15 protein-coding genes, 1 riboswitch and 1 other annotated feature are annotated in these 16,871 nt (G+C 40.9%); of the genes, 13 read left to right on the forward strand and 2 right to left on the reverse strand.

Annotated features, from left to right (window positions below):
• Window positions 1–677: 677 nt before the first annotated feature.
• Window positions 678–737, forward strand: a riboswitch (Fluoride riboswitch).
• A gap of 55 nt (window positions 738–792) precedes the next feature.
• From crcB (HPT25_RS08970) to HPT25_RS09020, 11 genes are all read left to right on the forward strand, one after another.
• Complete coding sequence (crcB, locus tag HPT25_RS08970) at window positions 793–1,185, forward strand: fluoride efflux transporter CrcB (RefSeq protein ID WP_173062800.1); 393 nt, start codon at window positions 793–795, stop codon at window positions 1,183–1,185.
• Window positions 1,182–1,544, forward strand: a complete 363-nt coding sequence (gene crcB / locus HPT25_RS08975) for a fluoride efflux transporter CrcB (protein WP_173062803.1) — start codon at window positions 1,182–1,184, stop codon at window positions 1,542–1,544. The genes crcB (HPT25_RS08970) and crcB (HPT25_RS08975) overlap by 4 nt, the downstream gene beginning before the upstream one ends.
• A 147-nt stretch (window positions 1,545–1,691) precedes the next feature.
• Entirely contained in the window at window positions 1,692–2,507 is an 816-nt protein-coding gene (locus tag HPT25_RS08980; RefSeq protein WP_173062805.1) for an EcsC family protein, read from the forward strand.
• 95 nt (window positions 2,508–2,602) lie between these two features.
• A complete protein-coding gene (locus HPT25_RS08985) occupies window positions 2,603–3,154 on the forward strand; it encodes a DJ-1/PfpI family protein (protein ID WP_173062807.1) in 552 nt (183 codons plus the stop codon).
• 173 nt (window positions 3,155–3,327) lie between these two features.
• Window positions 3,328–4,389, forward strand: a complete 1,062-nt coding sequence (pdhA, locus tag HPT25_RS08990) for a pyruvate dehydrogenase (acetyl-transferring) E1 component subunit alpha (protein ID WP_173071005.1) — start codon at window positions 3,328–3,330, stop codon at window positions 4,387–4,389.
• The gene (locus HPT25_RS08995) at window positions 4,389–5,369 is read left to right on the forward strand and encodes an alpha-ketoacid dehydrogenase subunit beta (RefSeq protein WP_173062810.1); all 981 of its coding nucleotides are present in this window, start codon (window positions 4,389–4,391) and stop codon (window positions 5,367–5,369) included. Before pdhA ends, HPT25_RS08995 begins: the two co-directional genes overlap by 1 nt.
• Before the next feature lie 29 nt (window positions 5,370–5,398).
• Entirely contained in the window at window positions 5,399–6,667 is a 1,269-nt protein-coding gene (locus HPT25_RS09000; RefSeq protein WP_173062813.1) for a dihydrolipoamide acetyltransferase family protein, read from the forward strand.
• A gap of 85 nt (window positions 6,668–6,752) precedes the next feature.
• Window positions 6,753–8,135, forward strand: coding sequence for an FAD-binding oxidoreductase (locus HPT25_RS09005; RefSeq protein ID WP_173062816.1), 1,383 nt, complete (start codon window positions 6,753–6,755; stop codon window positions 8,133–8,135).
• Window positions 8,136–8,301: 166 nt separating this feature from the next.
• On the forward strand, window positions 8,302–9,243 hold the full coding sequence (locus HPT25_RS09010; protein WP_246277165.1) for a class I SAM-dependent methyltransferase: 942 nt from the start codon (window positions 8,302–8,304) through the stop codon (window positions 9,241–9,243).
• Window positions 9,244–10,253: 1,010 nt separating this feature from the next.
• On the forward strand, window positions 10,254–10,826 hold the full coding sequence (locus HPT25_RS09015; protein WP_173062823.1) for a TetR/AcrR family transcriptional regulator: 573 nt from the start codon (window positions 10,254–10,256) through the stop codon (window positions 10,824–10,826).
• 84 nt (window positions 10,827–10,910) lie between these two features.
• The gene (locus HPT25_RS09020; RefSeq protein WP_173062826.1) at window positions 10,911–13,247 is read left to right on the forward strand and encodes a YhgE/Pip domain-containing protein; all 2,337 of its coding nucleotides are present in this window, start codon (window positions 10,911–10,913) and stop codon (window positions 13,245–13,247) included.
• 67 nt (window positions 13,248–13,314) lie between these two features.
• Here the strand turns inward: HPT25_RS09020 and HPT25_RS09025 are convergent, their stop codons facing one another.
• Together HPT25_RS09025 and HPT25_RS09030 are read right to left on the reverse strand one after the other, a co-directional pair.
• Window positions 13,315–13,647 carry a hypothetical protein gene (locus tag HPT25_RS09025; RefSeq protein ID WP_173062828.1) on the reverse strand — a complete coding sequence of 111 codons (333 nt, stop codon included), beginning with the start codon at window positions 13,645–13,647 and terminating at the stop codon, window positions 13,315–13,317.
• A 182-nt stretch (window positions 13,648–13,829) separates the two neighbouring features.
• Window positions 13,830–14,087: an alpha/beta-type small acid-soluble spore protein gene (locus HPT25_RS09030; RefSeq protein ID WP_173062831.1), complete on the reverse strand. Its 258-nt coding sequence runs from the start codon at window positions 14,085–14,087 to the stop codon at window positions 13,830–13,832.
• A gap of 106 nt (window positions 14,088–14,193) precedes the next feature.
• Window positions 14,194–14,406 (forward strand) — a binding site (T-box leader).
• Between the two features lie 105 nt (window positions 14,407–14,511).
• On the opposite strand from HPT25_RS09030, the gene argS reads away from it, so the two are divergent.
• A complete protein-coding gene (gene argS, locus HPT25_RS09035; RefSeq protein ID WP_173062834.1) occupies window positions 14,512–16,209 on the forward strand; it encodes an arginine--tRNA ligase in 1,698 nt (565 codons plus the stop codon).
• 72 nt (window positions 16,210–16,281) lie between these two features.
• A complete protein-coding gene (locus HPT25_RS09040) occupies window positions 16,282–16,749 on the forward strand; it encodes a DinB family protein (RefSeq protein ID WP_173071007.1) in 468 nt (155 codons plus the stop codon).
• Window positions 16,750–16,871 lie beyond the last annotated feature (122 nt).

Genomic DNA, 16,871 nt, shown 5'->3' on the forward strand with positions numbered 1-16,871 from the left:
AGAAGCAGAGATAAAAATTTTATCGGGGTCTCTTCAGAGGGAGTTTTACCAAAATAACTTAAAGAATCGCAGACCATTTCGCAAAATCGGAATGGTCTGTTTCATTGATATATAGCCGCTTTTAAGGTCTTTATGCAAAAAATCGTTTTGATTTCAGTATTAGAAAAATAATGTACATGATTTATGTGTGCGATTTTATTGTCTAAACCTACTATTAAAATTGTGCAATTATTCATTGTTGATTTTTGTGTAGTGATGAGAATTCATAGGCGGAGAATTTCCGGCTAATGTATGTAGAGGAAGCCTAAGAAGCAGATATAAGCGGAGATATTCCGTTAACTGCTCTAAATATGACAAAATCTAAAGATTTGGATAATATAAACGGAAAAACCTCCTTTATTTTTAAGGGAATATCAGTATTTCCCCATTTTAAGCGGAATTTTACCGTTTATTTTTCAAACACAAATGAAGTTTATCGGGGCTGGATAGTAATAGAGGTCATTGGCAATTCAATTGAAAAACTCCCTATTAGCTCTGCAGCTATTGGATTCGTTTAGCTATATGATCAATATTTGATATTAGAGCCGTGTTTAAAAACTAGTTCCATCATCCAAACAAAAAAGATGGAAAAGAATATATTGGCAAAATAGAGGATTTTTGCTACAATTCGATTAAATCATATCACAGGCGATGGAGTTCGCCATAAATGCTGTTAAGCTGATGACTCCTACCAGAAGATCTGGTAGGAGTCTATTTATATTTGGGCAAACTTACTTGTAGAGGTGAGCATGGGTGATTTATTTTTTAGTAGGTATTGCAGGGATTGTTGGAGCTTTGTTACGTTACGCAATTGGGATTTATTTTAGCCAGTGGTGGCACCATGACTTTCCGTTAGCCACCTTTTTAACCAATATGGCCGGAAGCTTAGCATTGGGCTGGCTGACAACCTTCCTGCCGCGCTTTAAATTCCTTCATCCCTATATGTTAACAGCATTGGGAACTGGATTGATAGGAGCATTTACGACGTTTTCAACATTTAGTGTGGAAACAGTAAAATTGATTACCGATTCCAAATGGGGAATGGCGGTAGGGTATGTTCTCCTCAGTCTTTGGGGTGGGCTATTGTTTTCTTGGCTCGGATATCGTTTGGGAACAGCGGTGGACGGGAGGAATAAGGGACGATGAATCATATTTTATTAGTAGCCGTTGGCGGATTTTTTGGGGCCATCTCCAGGTTTGGCTTTAGCGCTTGGATGAGAGGAAAATACCCTTCTTCATTTCCGTTGGGGACCTTATTAATTAATTTAACTGGATCCTTTTTACTGGGGTTGATTATAGGAGCAAATTTGGCGGATTCCTGGAAACTGTTGTTAGGAACAGGTTTCATGGGGGCATTTACAACGTTTTCCACCTTTAAATTAGAAAATATCCAGCTACATACGAATCGAAATTGGAACATTATGATTCCATATCTAGTTGTAAGTTACACGTTCGGGATCCTTCTCGCATTTGTTGGTATGAGGCTGGGGCAACACCTCCAATAATTATTAAATCCCCCTTTCAAAAAATGAGAGGGGGATTTAATGATTTTGAGTGTTTGATCCACCTTTTCTGGATTTCTTCGTATGAAAAACAAGAATGGATAAAGGCTATAAATAGTTTATTTTAAAATTTAAAGGAGCCTTAAAGAAATGGAATCAATAGATGAATTACAGAGGGAATTAGCCATTATTGAAAAATGGGAAAAGGATCAAAGAAAAATATGGTTTTGGGAACGAATAGGTCGTCTTCCATTTAAACTATTAGATAAACTAACTCCCCAATTTATTCATAATAAGATCGGAACATTGCTTGAAGAAATAGGTGTATATATCCAAAGTGGCGGGAAATACCTGGTTAATAAAAATAAATTATATAAAGTGATTGAAACGGAAACCAAGATGTCAATTCGCACCAGCTCTGATGTTAAGGGGATTCCCCTTTATTCTATGGAAAAAATCAGTAAGGAGGTAGTGGCGAGGAGAACAAGATTTGCTGCCTTTCAGGGTGCAACCACTGGGATCGGAGGGATTTTTACTCTTGCAATCGATATTCCTGCTCTTTTGACTGTTTCTCTAAAAACGCTGCAAGAAATTTCTATTATTCATGGTTATGATCCAGATGAGAAAAGTGAAAGAGTGTTTATAATTAAATGTTTGCAATTTTCTTTGGCTGATGTTGTAGGTAAACGGGCCATTCTGAATGAGCTTTCTTCCTTTAATTATGGAAGAAGCAGGTCGGATAAGTTGTTTTCACAAATTCAAGGATGGAGAGAAGTTGTTTATACATATAGGGAACAGTTCGGCTGGAAAAAGTTATTTCAAATGGTCCCGGTAGCCGGTGTGGTTTTTGGAGCAGCTACTAACAAAGCGATGATGACAAATCTATCAGAGGCCTGTATGATGTTTTATCGTAAACGGGTTATTTTAGAACGCCTAGAAAAAATGAAAGAAGTAAAAGAGTACTGACCGATTTCCCCTCTTCCTAAAAAAGGAATTATAAGTCAGGCCTAGAATATATAAATAAAGGGCGCTTGCCTAGTTTTAGGAAGGGGGAATGGATTATGTCAAAAAAGGTATTAATTTTAGCTGGTGATGCGGTTGAGGCCTTAGAGATTTACTATCCATATTTTCGCTGCTTGGAAGAAGGGTATAATGTGCAAATTGCAGCACCGTCTAAGAAGAAACTTCAGACAGTTGTCCACGATTTCATTGGCTGGGATACTTATACGGAGAGTAAAGGCTACTTAGTCGATTCACAGCTGGCCTTTGAGGATGTGAACCCGGAAGAGTATGATGGATTAATAATTCCAGGTGGAAGAGCACCAGAGTATATCCGTTTGAATGAAAATGTCCCTAGAATTGTAGCCCATTTCTTTGAAGCCAATAAACCAGTAGCGGCCATTTGCCATGCCAGCCTTGTTTTAACAACAGTGCGTCAATATTTAGAGGGCAGAGAGCTGACAGCTTATATCGCGTGCAAACCTGACGTGGAAGCAGCAGGTGCCACTTATATTGAAAATCATCTGCATGTCGAGGGGAATCTCGTCTCCGGACATGCTTGGCCTGACCTGCCGGGATTTATGAAAGAGTTTATTAAACAGTTGAATAAGTAGGAATTATTACAGGAATTAGAGAAAGAGGCTCTAGTTCCTTTTTTACGAAATTGATTTATTTTCAGAACTTTCCAACAATACTATTGACAGAGATGGGGAGGAAATATATGCTAATCGCAGGAACAGGCAGCAGGATTATTCCCCGAGATTTAATGGAAACTGGAGGGAATTGTATGTGGATGGAGCCGAATGAAGTGACTATTGAAAAAGTTCAATATCTGGATGAGAACGGTAAGATCCGGGCTGCTGCACCGGATATAAGGGATGATGAGCTGATTACCTTGTACAAATGGATGGTACAGGCACGGGTGTTTGACCAGCGGGCATTAAAGCTGCAACGTCAGGGGAGAATTGGCACTTATGCGCCGATGATCGGGCAGGAAGCAGCACAAATTGGAAGCGCTTGCGCTTTAGGGAAGCAGGATTGGATTTATCCCAGCTACCGTGAAGGGGCGGCCTGTTTTGTTCACGGCTTTCCAATGAAGAATTTTTTTCTCTACACGATGGGGCATCTGAAGGGAACGGATGCGGAAGGAGCCCATGTATTCCCTGTTCAAATCATCATTGGTGCTCAGTGTCTCCATGCAGTTGGAGGAGCTTGGGCAGGAAAATATCATAAAGAAAACAGTGTGAGTGTAACATATATTGGCGATGGCGGGACATCAGAAGGGGATTTTCATGAAGCAATGAACTTCGCCTCGGTTTATAAGCTTCCCCTCATCTTTTTTGTGCAAAATAATCACTGGGCTATTAGCGTCCCGCGATCCAAACAAACCGCCAGTAAAACGATTGCTCAAAAAGCAGTAGCATATGGAATGGCCAGCATTCAAGTGGACGGGAATGACGTTTTAGCCGTTTATACAACTATGAAGCAGGCCTTGGAGCGGGCACGTCAGGGTAAACCTGTGTTAATCGAAGCTGTTACATATAGGCAGGGGCCGCATACAACAGCAGACGATCCGATGAAATACCGGGATCCTCAAGAATTAGAGCAATGGCTGGCGAAGGATCCATTAAAGCGGATGAAAGCTTTCATGATAGAAAAAAGGATATGGAACGAAGCTTTGGATAAAGCGGAATTTGAATTAGCGGAGCAAAAGGTGAAGGAAGCTTTTGAGCTGGCAGTAAATGCTCCAAAAAGTACGACGGAAGAAATTTTTGATGTGGTGTATGAGCAAAGAACGAACCAGTTGACAGAACAGAAGAACTCCATTGCTAGAGAGGGGGTATTGTAATGCCGGCGATGACTATGATTGAAGCGATCAATTTTACCTTAAGAAAAGAGATGGAACGAGACGAACGGGTCATTTGTTTAGGGGAGGATATTGGGAAAAACGGTGGTGTGTTCCGTGCTACTGATGGTCTTCAGGATCTGTTTGGGGAAGACAGGGTGGTTGATACGCCGATTGCAGAATCTGCCATTGTCGGGACAGCGGTCGGAATGGCGGCGAGAGGATTGCGGCCGGTTGCAGAGATTCAATTTTTCGGCTTTATCTATGAGGCGATGGATCAGATGGCGGCTCAGGCTGCAAGGCTAAGATTCAGATCTGGCGGGAGATTAGGGGCACCGATGGTCGTGCGGGCACCGTTTGGCGGGGGTGTGAAAACTCCGGAACTTCATTCTGATAGTTTGGAAGGGTTATTTTTACATTCGCCGGGGTTGAAGGTGGTCATACCAAGCTCTCCTTATGATGCCAAAGGGTTGTTAGCAGCTGCAATTCGCGATAATGACCCTGTGTTATTCTTAGAGCCCATGAAGCTTTACCGTGCTTTTAGGCAGGAAGTGCCTGAGGAAGATTATGTGATTGAAATCGGCAAGGCCAAGGTTTTAAAAGAAGGAGAGGATGTAACGATTATTACATGGGGGGCGACTGTACCGCTTGTAAGCAAAGTGGCTGAGAGATGGGAGCAACAGGAAAATGTCTCGATTGAATTGATTGATTTAAGGACGATTTCTCCAATTGATGAGGAAGCTATTGTCTTTTCTGTGCAGAAAACAGGCAGAGTATTAATTGTACATGAAGCCGTTAAAACAGGAGGACCTGGAGCGGAAATCTCGGCGTTGATTAATGAAAAGGCTTTGTTCTTTCTCTCGGCTCCAATCATTCGGATTGCAAGTTTTGATACTCCTTATCCGGTACCGTCTGTAGAAGATGATTGGCTGCCAAATGCAGAACGGATTAATAAAGGCATTCGGGAAGTTTTGGCACATTGATTTTTAGAGGATGGAGGTGGACAGATATTATGGCATATGAATTTCGGCTTCCTGATATTGGTGAAGGGTTACATGAAGCAGAGATTCTTTCATGGTTCAAAGGGGTGGGGGACTATGTAAAGGAGAATGAAAATATGGTGGAAGTGCAAACCGATAAAGCAGTTGTAGAAATCTCATCACCTGTCGCTGGAATTGTTCAATCCTTTACTGCAGAAGTAGGCGAGGTGGTGAGGGTTGGCGATGTTCTGTTTACTGTTTTGGAAGAAAGCCAAGTTCAACCCGAACCTGTTTATGTGAACAAGCAGGCACCTAATCATCAAGATTGGCTAAAGGGGCAGCGGCTGGCCACTCAAGCTTCTATTGGAATTTTACCGAAAAAACGTGTGATTGCAGCTCCTTCCGTTCGGAAACTGGCACGGGAGCTCGGGGTCGCAATTACAGAGGTAACCCCAAGCGGAAATGGCGGAAAGGTGACGGAAGAGGATGTCAGAAATTTTAAGAAACAGGCGGAAGAGGAGACGGCAGCTTTTGAAGATGCTTTGGCGATTGAAGCGGCAGCCGCAGTTCTGCAAGAATCTGTACTAACAAAAGAACCGGACGAAAATAGAGAGCCGATCCGCGGGGTGCGCCGAAAAATATATGAAAACATGAAACTATCAAAGTCTACTGCAGTCCATTGCAGCGGGATGGATGAGGTTTTGATTACGAAATTGGTGGAGCTTAAAAACCAACTCCAGCCCCATGCTGAGAAAAATGGGGTGCGGCTAACCTACCTGCCTTTTATTGTGAAAGCAGCGGCAAAGGCTTTGAAACGTCATCCAATCTTCAATGCTACAGTGGATGATGAACGGATGGAAATCGTCTTTAAGAAACAAATCCATATCGGTATGGCCACTTCAACCAATGAGGGATTAATTGTCCCTGTGATCAGGGATGCAGACAAAAAGAGTGTATTGGAGATTGCCCGAGAGATACAGAATCTTTCGGCTCGGGCAAGAGAGAGAAAGTTAAAACCGCATGAGCTGACAGGCAGCACATTCACTATTTCCAATACTGGCGCAAAAGGCGGCTGGTTTGCCACACCGATCATCAACTACCCGGAAGTAGCCATCCTGGGTGTCCACAGCATCAAGAAAAAACCAATCGTCCAAAACGATCAAATCGTCATCGGAGAAGTCATGGGAATGTCCATCACCTTCGACCATCGCATCATCGACGGCGAACCGGCCAATGCCTTCATGGAAGAAATCCATTCTTACCTGGAAAAGCCGGAGTTATTCATACTTGATGGATGCTAGGAGTGTCAGGCACCGCCCGTGGACAAATGAGCGGTTTTGTCCGCGTAGGGTGGACATGGATGTATGATATTAGGAGGTGGAGAGGTTGAATTTGTATGCGGAGTTGTTGGGGATTGTTGGGGATCATGAACGGGTTTCGGTGAATGGGACGGTTTTGGAGCAGCATAGTAAGGGGATTGCGTATCATGCACCGCATTTGCCGGATGTGGTGGTTTTTCCGGTTTCAAGGGAGGAGGTGGTGAAGATTGTCAGTTTTGCTAATCTGCATTCAATCCCCATTGTTCCATTTGGCGCTGGATCTAGTTTGGAGGGGCAAATTATTCCGGTAAGCGGTGGAATAAGTCTTAATTTCACGTTGATGAATCAGATTGTTGCATTACGGCCAGATGATTTTATTGCTGTTGTGCAGCCTGGAGTAACAAGAAATCAATTGAATCAGGCATTAAAGAAATTCGGGCTATTTTTTCCTACTGACCCTGGTGCAGATGCTACAATCGGCGGAATGGCAGCCACAAATGCAAGCGGCACGAATAGTGTGAAATACGGTGTAATGCGTGATCAGGTACTGGGCTTGGAGCTTGTGCTGGCAGATGGGGCCATTATTCGAACAGGCGGGTATGCATGTAAATCTTCTGCTGGTTATAATTTGACAGGACTGTTTGTCGGCTCCGAAGGAACTTTGGGTGTGTTTACAGAGATTATCCTGAAATTGCAGGGAATCCCTGAGGTTACTTCAGATGTAAAGGTAACCTTTCCAACGATTGAGGATGCTGGAAAAGCAGCAACCCTATTATTAAAAGCTGGCCTGCCAATAGGGAAAATTGAATTAGTCGATGATCAAACCATTAAAGCGGTGAATGCTTATAAAGGCACTTTCTTTCGTGAAGAACCAACCCTGTTTATGGAATTTAGCGGAAGTGAACCAGATGTGGACAATAGTATAGCGATTGTTCAAGAGATTGTGGAAGATGAACAGTGTGTATCTTTTGAATTTGAAAATGATTCGCTAAAAAGAGCTCAATTATGGGAAGCACGTCATCAGGCTGCACTTGCCGTCATCGCCGCAAATCCTGGAAAAGGGCACATGGTAACAGACGTCTGCGTTCCCCTTGCTGATTTAGTGAATGCATTAATTTATACAAGAAAAACAGTGGATAAATATGATATTGATGCTGTGGTATTCGGCCATGTAGGTGATGGAAATTATCATGCTGTCTTTTCAGTTGATCCCCGTGATGAAGAGTACATGGAGAAGGTGAAGAATGCTCATCGGGAAATTGTTGAATTTGCCTTATCTAAAGGCGGAACATGTACGGGAGAGCATGGAATTGGGATAGGAAAGAAATCTTTCTTGATTGAAGAACACGGAGACTCTCTGCGTATCATGAAGGGAATCAAGGCTCAGCTTGATCCTAATAACATATTAAATCCAGGAAAAGTTTTTGACAGTGTCCCTGTTAAATATTAAATATTGCAAAAAACAAGCCATTCCCCCAAAAAAAAATGTATTGACAAAATTAAATATTTGTGATAAAATTAAAATTTAATTGACGTTCGTATATTTTCGATATATGATTAACTCCTGGCTGGGTTTTGGCTAGGGGTTTTTTGCGTTTAAGATTTAGGAAGGGGGAATGGATTTGGATCATAATAAGGGGAGTTTAACGGCTTTGGTCAGCTGTTTTGCCAGAGGGTATCATGCTTTTATGAGTAAGCAGCCTGTTTTTGATGATTATGCGGCCAATTCGATTTTATCTGAGGAGGAAAAGCGATTCATTGCTTCAAATTGGGGCAATGCAATTGAATTTTTTGATCCGGAGAAAAGCAAATCATTAAAAACTTTTGAAGAAAAGTTGGAGTGGGTTATGAATACCCAAACGATTCCTCAGCTTGTCAGCAGGGCTAGATACACAGAGGATGGTCTTATGGCTGCTGTTGGACGGGGAGTAAGGCAATATGTCATTTTAGGAGCCGGGTTTGATACCTTTGCTTTAAGGCAGCAGAATCTGCCGGATGACTTTATTATCTTCGAAGTCGATCACCCAGCAACACAGGCATTCAAACGTAATCGGCTGCAGGAAACGGGAATGACTATTCCAGAACATGTAAAATTTGTCTCTGTAGATTTTAAACAGGATTCGCTTAGAGACGAGCTGAAAAAGAACGGCTTTGATGAACAAAAATATAGCTATTTCAGTCTTCTTGGTGTAGTGATGTATTTAGAGAAAGAGGATTTTTATAAGCTTCTATCAACCGTTTCAGACCTGTCTCCAAACGGAAGCTCGTTCATTTTTGATTATCTCGATAACGCGGCTTTTAATGAAAAACTTGCCTCCAAAAGAATAAGCCAAATGCGACAAATTACGGCGCGGACTGGTGAACCGATCATCACTGGCTTTGACCCGCTTGAACTTGATTTAGAACTGCAGAATTACAATATGCTTATATATGAAAACCTTTCCCCTATAAATATAGAAGAATTATACTTTTCCAACAGAGATGATGGATTACATGCTTTTGACCATTTCCATTTTGCCCATCTTGCTGTGAATAAACAAAAATTAGGAAACGACTAAAGGGACACCTGAAGCAAATTCCTCTAGAGGAACTAGCTTCAGGAGTTTATTTTTATTGTCCTCAGGAAATTCCTTTCCATGTAATTAAACGTTTGATTAAAAAGGAAGAACGGGAAATAAAGAGAATTATGTCATTTCCCAAGAAATAATGTGATATTTTGTAGAATGATGCTGAGCACTTCAGATGAAGGAATAAGAGGATCTTTTAATACCGCGGAATATGTATCAGCAGCGTAACAATCGGATCAGCAGGATGGGATCCGTTAACAGATGAAGGTTAACCACTGAGCATTTTGGTGTACTGTTGTGGATTCGCAGGACTTGAGCAAAATCTATAATATCGTCGGTCCAGGGCAGTCCAGTCCGGCCATGTGTTAAGCGGCTGGTATCAAAACCAGATGGATGATTGGGCGATAGGAAAATATCATATGACAAATACGGACCCTGACAAATATCAGTAGAACGCAGCAAAACTTACCTTAACTCCAAATTAAGTCAGTTATAGGTTTTTTCAATTTTTAAATTGGAAGAGCCTTTTTTTGAGTGACAAAGAGTTGATAGGTAAATAATCTTCCAATTTGGACATAATGTAATAGTGAATATGTCAATTGGGGTGATGAAATGAGAGGAGTTGCTAGATTGTCAGATCTTTGTTGGGAAGGACTTACCTTAAAACATATATCACATAGAGAAATTGTTATTCCGTATCTTGTATTTATTATAATGGCGCTTTTGTTTGAGTTATTTTTAATACTCCTTTTCGTTTTCTCGGAATTTTTATTTATTATGTACAATTTCGCCCCCAATTTATTGTTCTATATAAGCGGGCTGGTATTGATCGTAATCATGACATTGACAGTTTTCATTTTTAAGGATGTTATGAATAAGGTGAAATCTTTATCTGCCGAGATATCAGAATGATAGTTGATTCTGAAAATAACCTATGGTATATTTATGAAGTCAATTTAATGACCAAAAAACTAAAATAGTCAAATAAAGAGGTGATGTCCATGGCAGCGGATCGAAGAAAGATGATTATAGAAGCGGCTGCAAAGTCCTTCTCGTTGTTTGGATATAAGGCAACAACAATGGATCAAGTGGCAAAACTTGCTGGTGTAGGTAAAGGAACAATTTATACCTTTTTTAAGAATAAGGAAGAGTTGTTTGCCGAAATCGTGACCTCGTTAGTACAGGAAATGAAGGCTGAAGCAGAGGCAGTCATTCAGCCGGACTTGCCATTTACAGAGAATGTCCATCGCGCCTTATACCGATTATTAGGGTTTCGCTCCCAGCATCAGCTAATGATTAAGCTGATCCAGGAAGAGAGAGAGATGGGGACATTAACTGTTTCAGAAATGCTGCAGCACATCGAGAATGAGATAATTGCCTATGTCAAACAGAAAATTGAAGGTGCGATTGCTAAAGGAGCCATCCCTAAGGTGGATCTGGAAATTACCAGCTTTTTGCTTTTCAAAATGTACATTGCCCTAGTTTCTGACTGGGAAAAAAATCATGAAGCACTAAGTTCTGAACGAATCGCAGAAATCATGAAAGTGTTCTTATTAAAGGGTCTTTCACTATAAAGATTCTTTCTTTTTTAATCTAAATTGACCAATCGAGGATTTTGGTCAATTAATCAGAAATCTAGATATTAAGAGGTGAACAACATGAAAATTTTCGCATCTTTGAAAAGCGAGTTTATACGAATAATCAGTACACGAAAATTGCTGATTGCCATCATTGGTGTAATGACCATTCCGGTGCTTTACAGCGGAACATACTTATGGGCCTTTTGGGATCCATATGCCCATCTGGATCGAATGCCTGTGGCGATCGTCAATAATGACCAAGGTGTTGAGTACAATGGAAAGCAGTTAACGATTGGTCAAGAGTTAGTCAAAAACCTGAAGAAGAAAAAAACTTTTAATTGGGAATTTGTCAGTGCAAGCAAGGCGAAACAAGGAATGAAGTCTCAAGATTATTATTTGGAGATTGAAATTCCAAAGGATTTTTCAACAAATGCAACAACATTGCAAAGTGATAATCCGAAAAAATTAGAATTGATATATACAGTAAACGAGGGTTATAACTATTTGTCTTCGAAAATCGGCGATTCAGCAATTGAGAAGATTAAAGAAGAAGTGGCGAACTCGGTGACGAAAACATATGCGGAATCGATGTTTGACAATATAAAAGATGTTGCAAAAGGTTTAAATAAGGCAAGTAATGGTGCTGGAGAACTTTATAACGGAATAATCAGTGCCAAAGAAGGTGCAGGAAGTTTAGCATCAGGACTTGCAACTGCCAATATCGGAGCAGGGAAATTAACCGATGGAGCCAAATCTGTTGATACTGGGGCTAAAACAATCGAGAAAAATCTTGAAGTGTTAGCGGGAAAATCAGTAACCTTTTCCCAAGGCATCGTTTCCGCATCGACTGGCTCACAGCAGGTGCAAGGCGGATTGCAGCAATTCAGTTCTGGTCTCACACAAATGAAGGATGCTAACACGAAACTGCTCGCAGGAGCCACCCAGGCAGAAGCAGGTACCAAGCAATTATCTGATGGATTAGCTTCTGCTACGGCTAATTTTCCCAAACTTCAAAATGGGTCAAAACAGATTGCAGACGGTGCTTCTCAACTTTCAGCTTCCATGGATAAATGGAAATCTGGAGCTGACCAAACGAAGGCAGGTGCTGATTCCGTAAGCTTAGGGCTGCAAAAGGTGGTTGACCAAGTAGGAAGCATGGAGGGAAATGCAACAGACCCAACTGAAAAGGCTGAATTGGCAGCTTTGAAGGACACCCTGACACAATTATCGCTAGGCAGCCAGCAGGTTTCTTCTGGAGTTGGAGATTTAGCAAGCAGTGCCGCACACCTAAAACAAGGATCTGATTCTTTGGCAACAGGTGCGTGGCAGCTGAATCAAGGGCAAGCGCAATTCATTGATGGAATCAATCAATTATCAGTTGGTTCGAAAAAGTTATTGGATGGTCAAGATCAATTAAAGCAAGGAATCGCTCTTTTTGGAACGAAACTGGATGAGGCCCAAAAAGGGTTTGGCCAAATAGAAACCGGCAGCAGCAGCCTTACTTCAGGATTAGGTCAATTAGCGTCAGGTTCTACTCTTTTAAAGGATGGGGTAAGTAAGCTAGCACAAGGCTCGCAGCAGTTAACAGCGGGCACCACTCAGCTTTATGAAGGTGAAAATGATTTAAAAAGCGGAATGACCCGTTTAACAAATGGTTCAGGGGATTTAACCAGCGGGATGACAAAGCTGTCAAATGGCTCAAAGGAATTGAGTAATCAATTGCATAACGGGGCAAAAGATGCCAGTGATGTCAAAGCAAATAACAATGTGTACAATATGTTTGCCAAGCCGGTAAATGTTAAGGATAACAGGATGAATCATGTCCCAACCTACGGCACTGGAATGGCACCGTATTTCTTATCGTTAAGTCTATTTGTTGGTGCGCTCATGTTATCCGTTATTTTTCCAATGTTTGAGCCTGCTTCAGAACCAAAGAGCGGATTTGGGTGGTTTGCTGGAAAAGCAGGTGTGATTTTGGCAGTTGGAATTGGCCAGGCGCTGTTGGCGGATGTCGTATTGCTGCTGGGTCTTGGGCTTGAAGTGAAGAGTGTTCCCTATTTTGTGATCCTAAGTATCTTTACAAGCTGGACGTTCTTGGCGATTATTCAATTCCTAGTAACGGTCCTTGATAATCCAGGACGTTTCCTAGCAGTTATTATTTTAATTTTGCAGTTAACTGGCAGTGCAGGAACTTATCCGATTGAACTTGGTCCGAAGTTCTTGCAGGATATTACACATTACTTGCCAATGACTTATGCGATATCCGGTTTCAGAGCTGTTATTTCAAGCGGAGACTTTGGCTTAATGTGGGAGAATATCGGGCATATAGCTATCTTCTTTGTCTCATTTCTGGCAGCCACATTAACATTCTTTATCGTGAAGTTCAAGCGTAAAGTTCAGCTGCAGATTCAATAGAAAAAAGCTGTTTCCTTTTTCGGAAACAGCTTTTTTTGAGAACTTATGGAGCATGAAAACGTCCAGTTTATTGGTCGTTTCGTGTACCTGTAATGAGTGTAAGCATTGGCACATCGCCCTTTTTTAACTTGTTTTTATTGTAATTCTTCTGTGAAGACCCTTGTGATTCTGTTTTTTCTTTACTGTTGAGAGTGTACTCTTCCATTAACCCGACAAAGGCTCCGATTAAGAGCATGACAACAGAAGCGGCCATAAATCCGATTCCCATGCTTATAAGAAGGTAACCGCTTTCATCGTTAGCTTTAAAAAGGCCAAATAAGAGAAAAATAAATCCGGAGCCGCCTCCGTAGGCTGCAAGAGCTTTAAATGCATCCAAGATTTTTAAATGCTTTTTATCCATTTTATCACTCTCCTATTACTGAATATTCTATCAATTGTCACAAAATTGTCAAACTTTTTTTACAATAATTTTCCTTTTAAAAAAAAGGGTTTAATCGAACGGTATTCAAATGTTATAATTATTTTTTTATTATTGCAATAGGAACGGGACGCATAAAAGAGTATGTGTCCCGTAAAAATAGATCATTTTTGCCTGTTTTTCAAATTCTCCTGGGCCATTTTAACAAGTTCGCGAACCATGTTTCCTCCCAGTCTACCTCCGACTTTACCTGCTTGTTCGGAGGTCAGCTGTCCGTTGTATCCCTTTTTTAGTGGAACACCAACCTCTTGGGCCGCCTCGAATTTTGCCTGCTCAGGATTTGAAGAATGGACCACTTTCGCTTTTAATTGGTCCAACCCTGCTCTTGCTTCCGGAACAAGAATTTTGTTTCTTCCAGCCATTAATCATCCCTCCTTGTCCAATAGGGTTTCCATAGTCGCAAAAAATCATCATCTGCTCGCTGGATAATTTCTTGCGAATACAGTATAATAAGTGAAAATTAGTCAAAAATATTCTATGAAAAAGAGAGTAGTTATCTAGGATGTGGGAAGCGAGTCAGGGATGGTGAAAGCCTGATACGGAACAGATAATGAAACGCACTTTGGAGAAGCATACCTGAACATTAGTAGTAGGGTGTGCCGGAGTTTCCTCCGTTACAAAGGAAAGTCGGTTCGTTTTGAACAATTAGAGTGGTACCGCGGGATAACTCCCGTCTCTTTTCAAGAGACGGGAGTTTTTTATTTTCTCTAGGAGTTGGAGATTCAGTGCAGCCTAAAACCCCGCAAATATCATCTTTATTCATAGAAAAATTAGGAGGTTATACAAATGAACTTTAAAAAGGAGCTTGCTCAAATTTTATTTGAAGCCCTCGAAGGCGAAATATCCGTTGAGCAGCTGGAACAAAGTATTGAAAAACCAAAAAACTCATCACTTGGGGATTTAGCCTTTCCGTGTTTTCCACTGGCAAAAGTAAAACGAAAAGCGCCAAACGTTATTGCCCAAGAACTAAAGGAGAAAGTCCAGTCTCCAACCTTTGAAAAGGTAGAAGTAGTAGGTGCTTATTTAAACTTGTTTTTAAATAAAAAACTTGTATCAGAACAGGTCATTAGCAAAATTATCGCGGAAGGCGGCCAGTACGGCTCACAGGATTTTGGGGCCGGCGGCAATGTAACAATCGATATGTCCTCGCCTAATATTGCCAAGCCTTTTTCAATGGGGCATTTACGTTCAACTGTAATTGGGAACTCCATTGCTTTAATTCTTGAAAAATGCGGCTTTAAGCCTATTAGAATTAACCATCTCGGAGACTGGGGGACCCAGTTCGGTAAATTAATCTCCGCATATAAACATTGGGGAGATGCCGAGAAAGTGAAAGAGAACCCAATCAAAGAGCTGCTGAGTTTGTATGTTCAATTCCATGCAGAAGCGGAAACGAAGCCTGAGCTTGAAGATGAAGGCCGCAGCTGGTTTAAGCGTTTGGAAGATGGCGATGAAGAGGCGTTAAGCCTATGGCAATGGTTCCGTGATGAATCATTAAAGGAATTCTCCAGAATTTATGAATTGATGAATGTGGAATTTGATTCATTTGCCGGAGAAGCTTTTTATAACGATAAAATGGACCGTGTCGTTAACCTGTTAGAGGAGAAGGGATTACTTGTAGAATCCGATCAGGCCCAAGTAGTGGAACTGACAGATGAACAGCTTCCTCCATGTTTGATTAAAAAATCCGATGGTGCTACGTTGTATGCAACACGCGATCTGGCCGCAGCCCTTTATCGTAAAGAAAACTATGATTTCGTACAATCGGTATATGTAGTAGGTCACGAGCAAAGCCTCCATTTTAAACAGTTAATTTCTGTGTTGAAAAAAATGGGTTATGACTGGGCGGATAAAATGGTCCATGTTCCATTTGGAATGATGCTGAAAGACGGCAAGAAAATGTCGACACGTAAAGGGAAAGTCGTGTTATTGGAAGAAGTATTAAACGAGTCCATTGTTATGGCACTAAATAATATTGAAGAAAAGAATCCAAACTTGGTCAACAAAGATGAGGTAGCTAAACAAGTTGGGGTCGGTGCCGTCATTTTCCATGATTTAAAGAACAATCGTATGAATGATATTGAGTTCTCATTAGAAGAAATGCTTCGCTTTGAAGGGGAAACAGGCCCTTACGTACAATATTCATTTGCTAGAGCATGCTCAATTTTACGAAAAGGCGAATGGACTCCTGCTGCCTATGATGCTTCAGCTAACCAGACAACATGGGAAAAAGAATGGAAAGTAATCACCATGTTAATGGAATTCTCTAATGCAATTAAACGGGCAGGAGAGAATTACGATCCATCCCAAGTAGCAAAATACATTGTTGACCTTGCGCAAAGCTTTAATAAATATTACGCAGAAGTGAAAGTCCTAGAAGACAGCGAGGAAAAACAAGCACGGTTAGCACTAGTTTACAGTGTAACGGCTGTATTGAAGGAAGGCCTTCGTCTCTTGGGGATTGCAGCTCCAGAAGAAATGTAGGACATATCATTTTAAAAATTGGGATATTTTGGTCTATAATAGAGCTGTCATATTTTGAAGGGGGCCAAAATGATGAGCGAGCTTTTGATCAAGAGCTTTGAATTAACTAGAAGTTTTGTTTTAAAAACAGTTGATGCGTTGTCCGAAAATACGGTGGATGTTCAGCCTGAAGGTTTTAATAATACGATTCATTGGCATATCGGGCACATCTTAACATGTGCTGAACAATTTATGTTTGGGTTCCCGAAAAAATCTGCTCACTTGCCGGAAAACTATATGCAGTTATTTGCAACAGGTACTAAACCTGCAAATTGGCAAGGGGATGTTCCATCTATTCAAGAATTATCAGCTCGGTTAAAGGATCAAATCATACGAATTAAAGAAATTCCTGCTGAAAGTTTCAATGAAAGATTGAAAACACCATTTTTGGGCCTAGAAACATTTGGTGAAGTTGCGAACTTTGCAGTCTTCCATGAGTCCAATCATTTAGGACAAATTTTAGCCATGAAACGCATGATAGAAACCGCTCAAACAAAATAGAACATAAATATAAAAAGAGAAAGATTTGTATAGCAGGTCTTTCTCTTTTTTATTTCATATGGTCTTTTAAATAAATGATTTGCTAAATAAGATTAACGAAGTTGTTATAAAACACTTCATTT

This window comes from Neobacillus endophyticus (genome assembly GCF_013248975.1).
In the GTDB taxonomy this organism is placed as follows: Bacteria; Bacillota; Bacilli; order Bacillales; family Cytobacillaceae; genus Neobacillus; species Neobacillus endophyticus.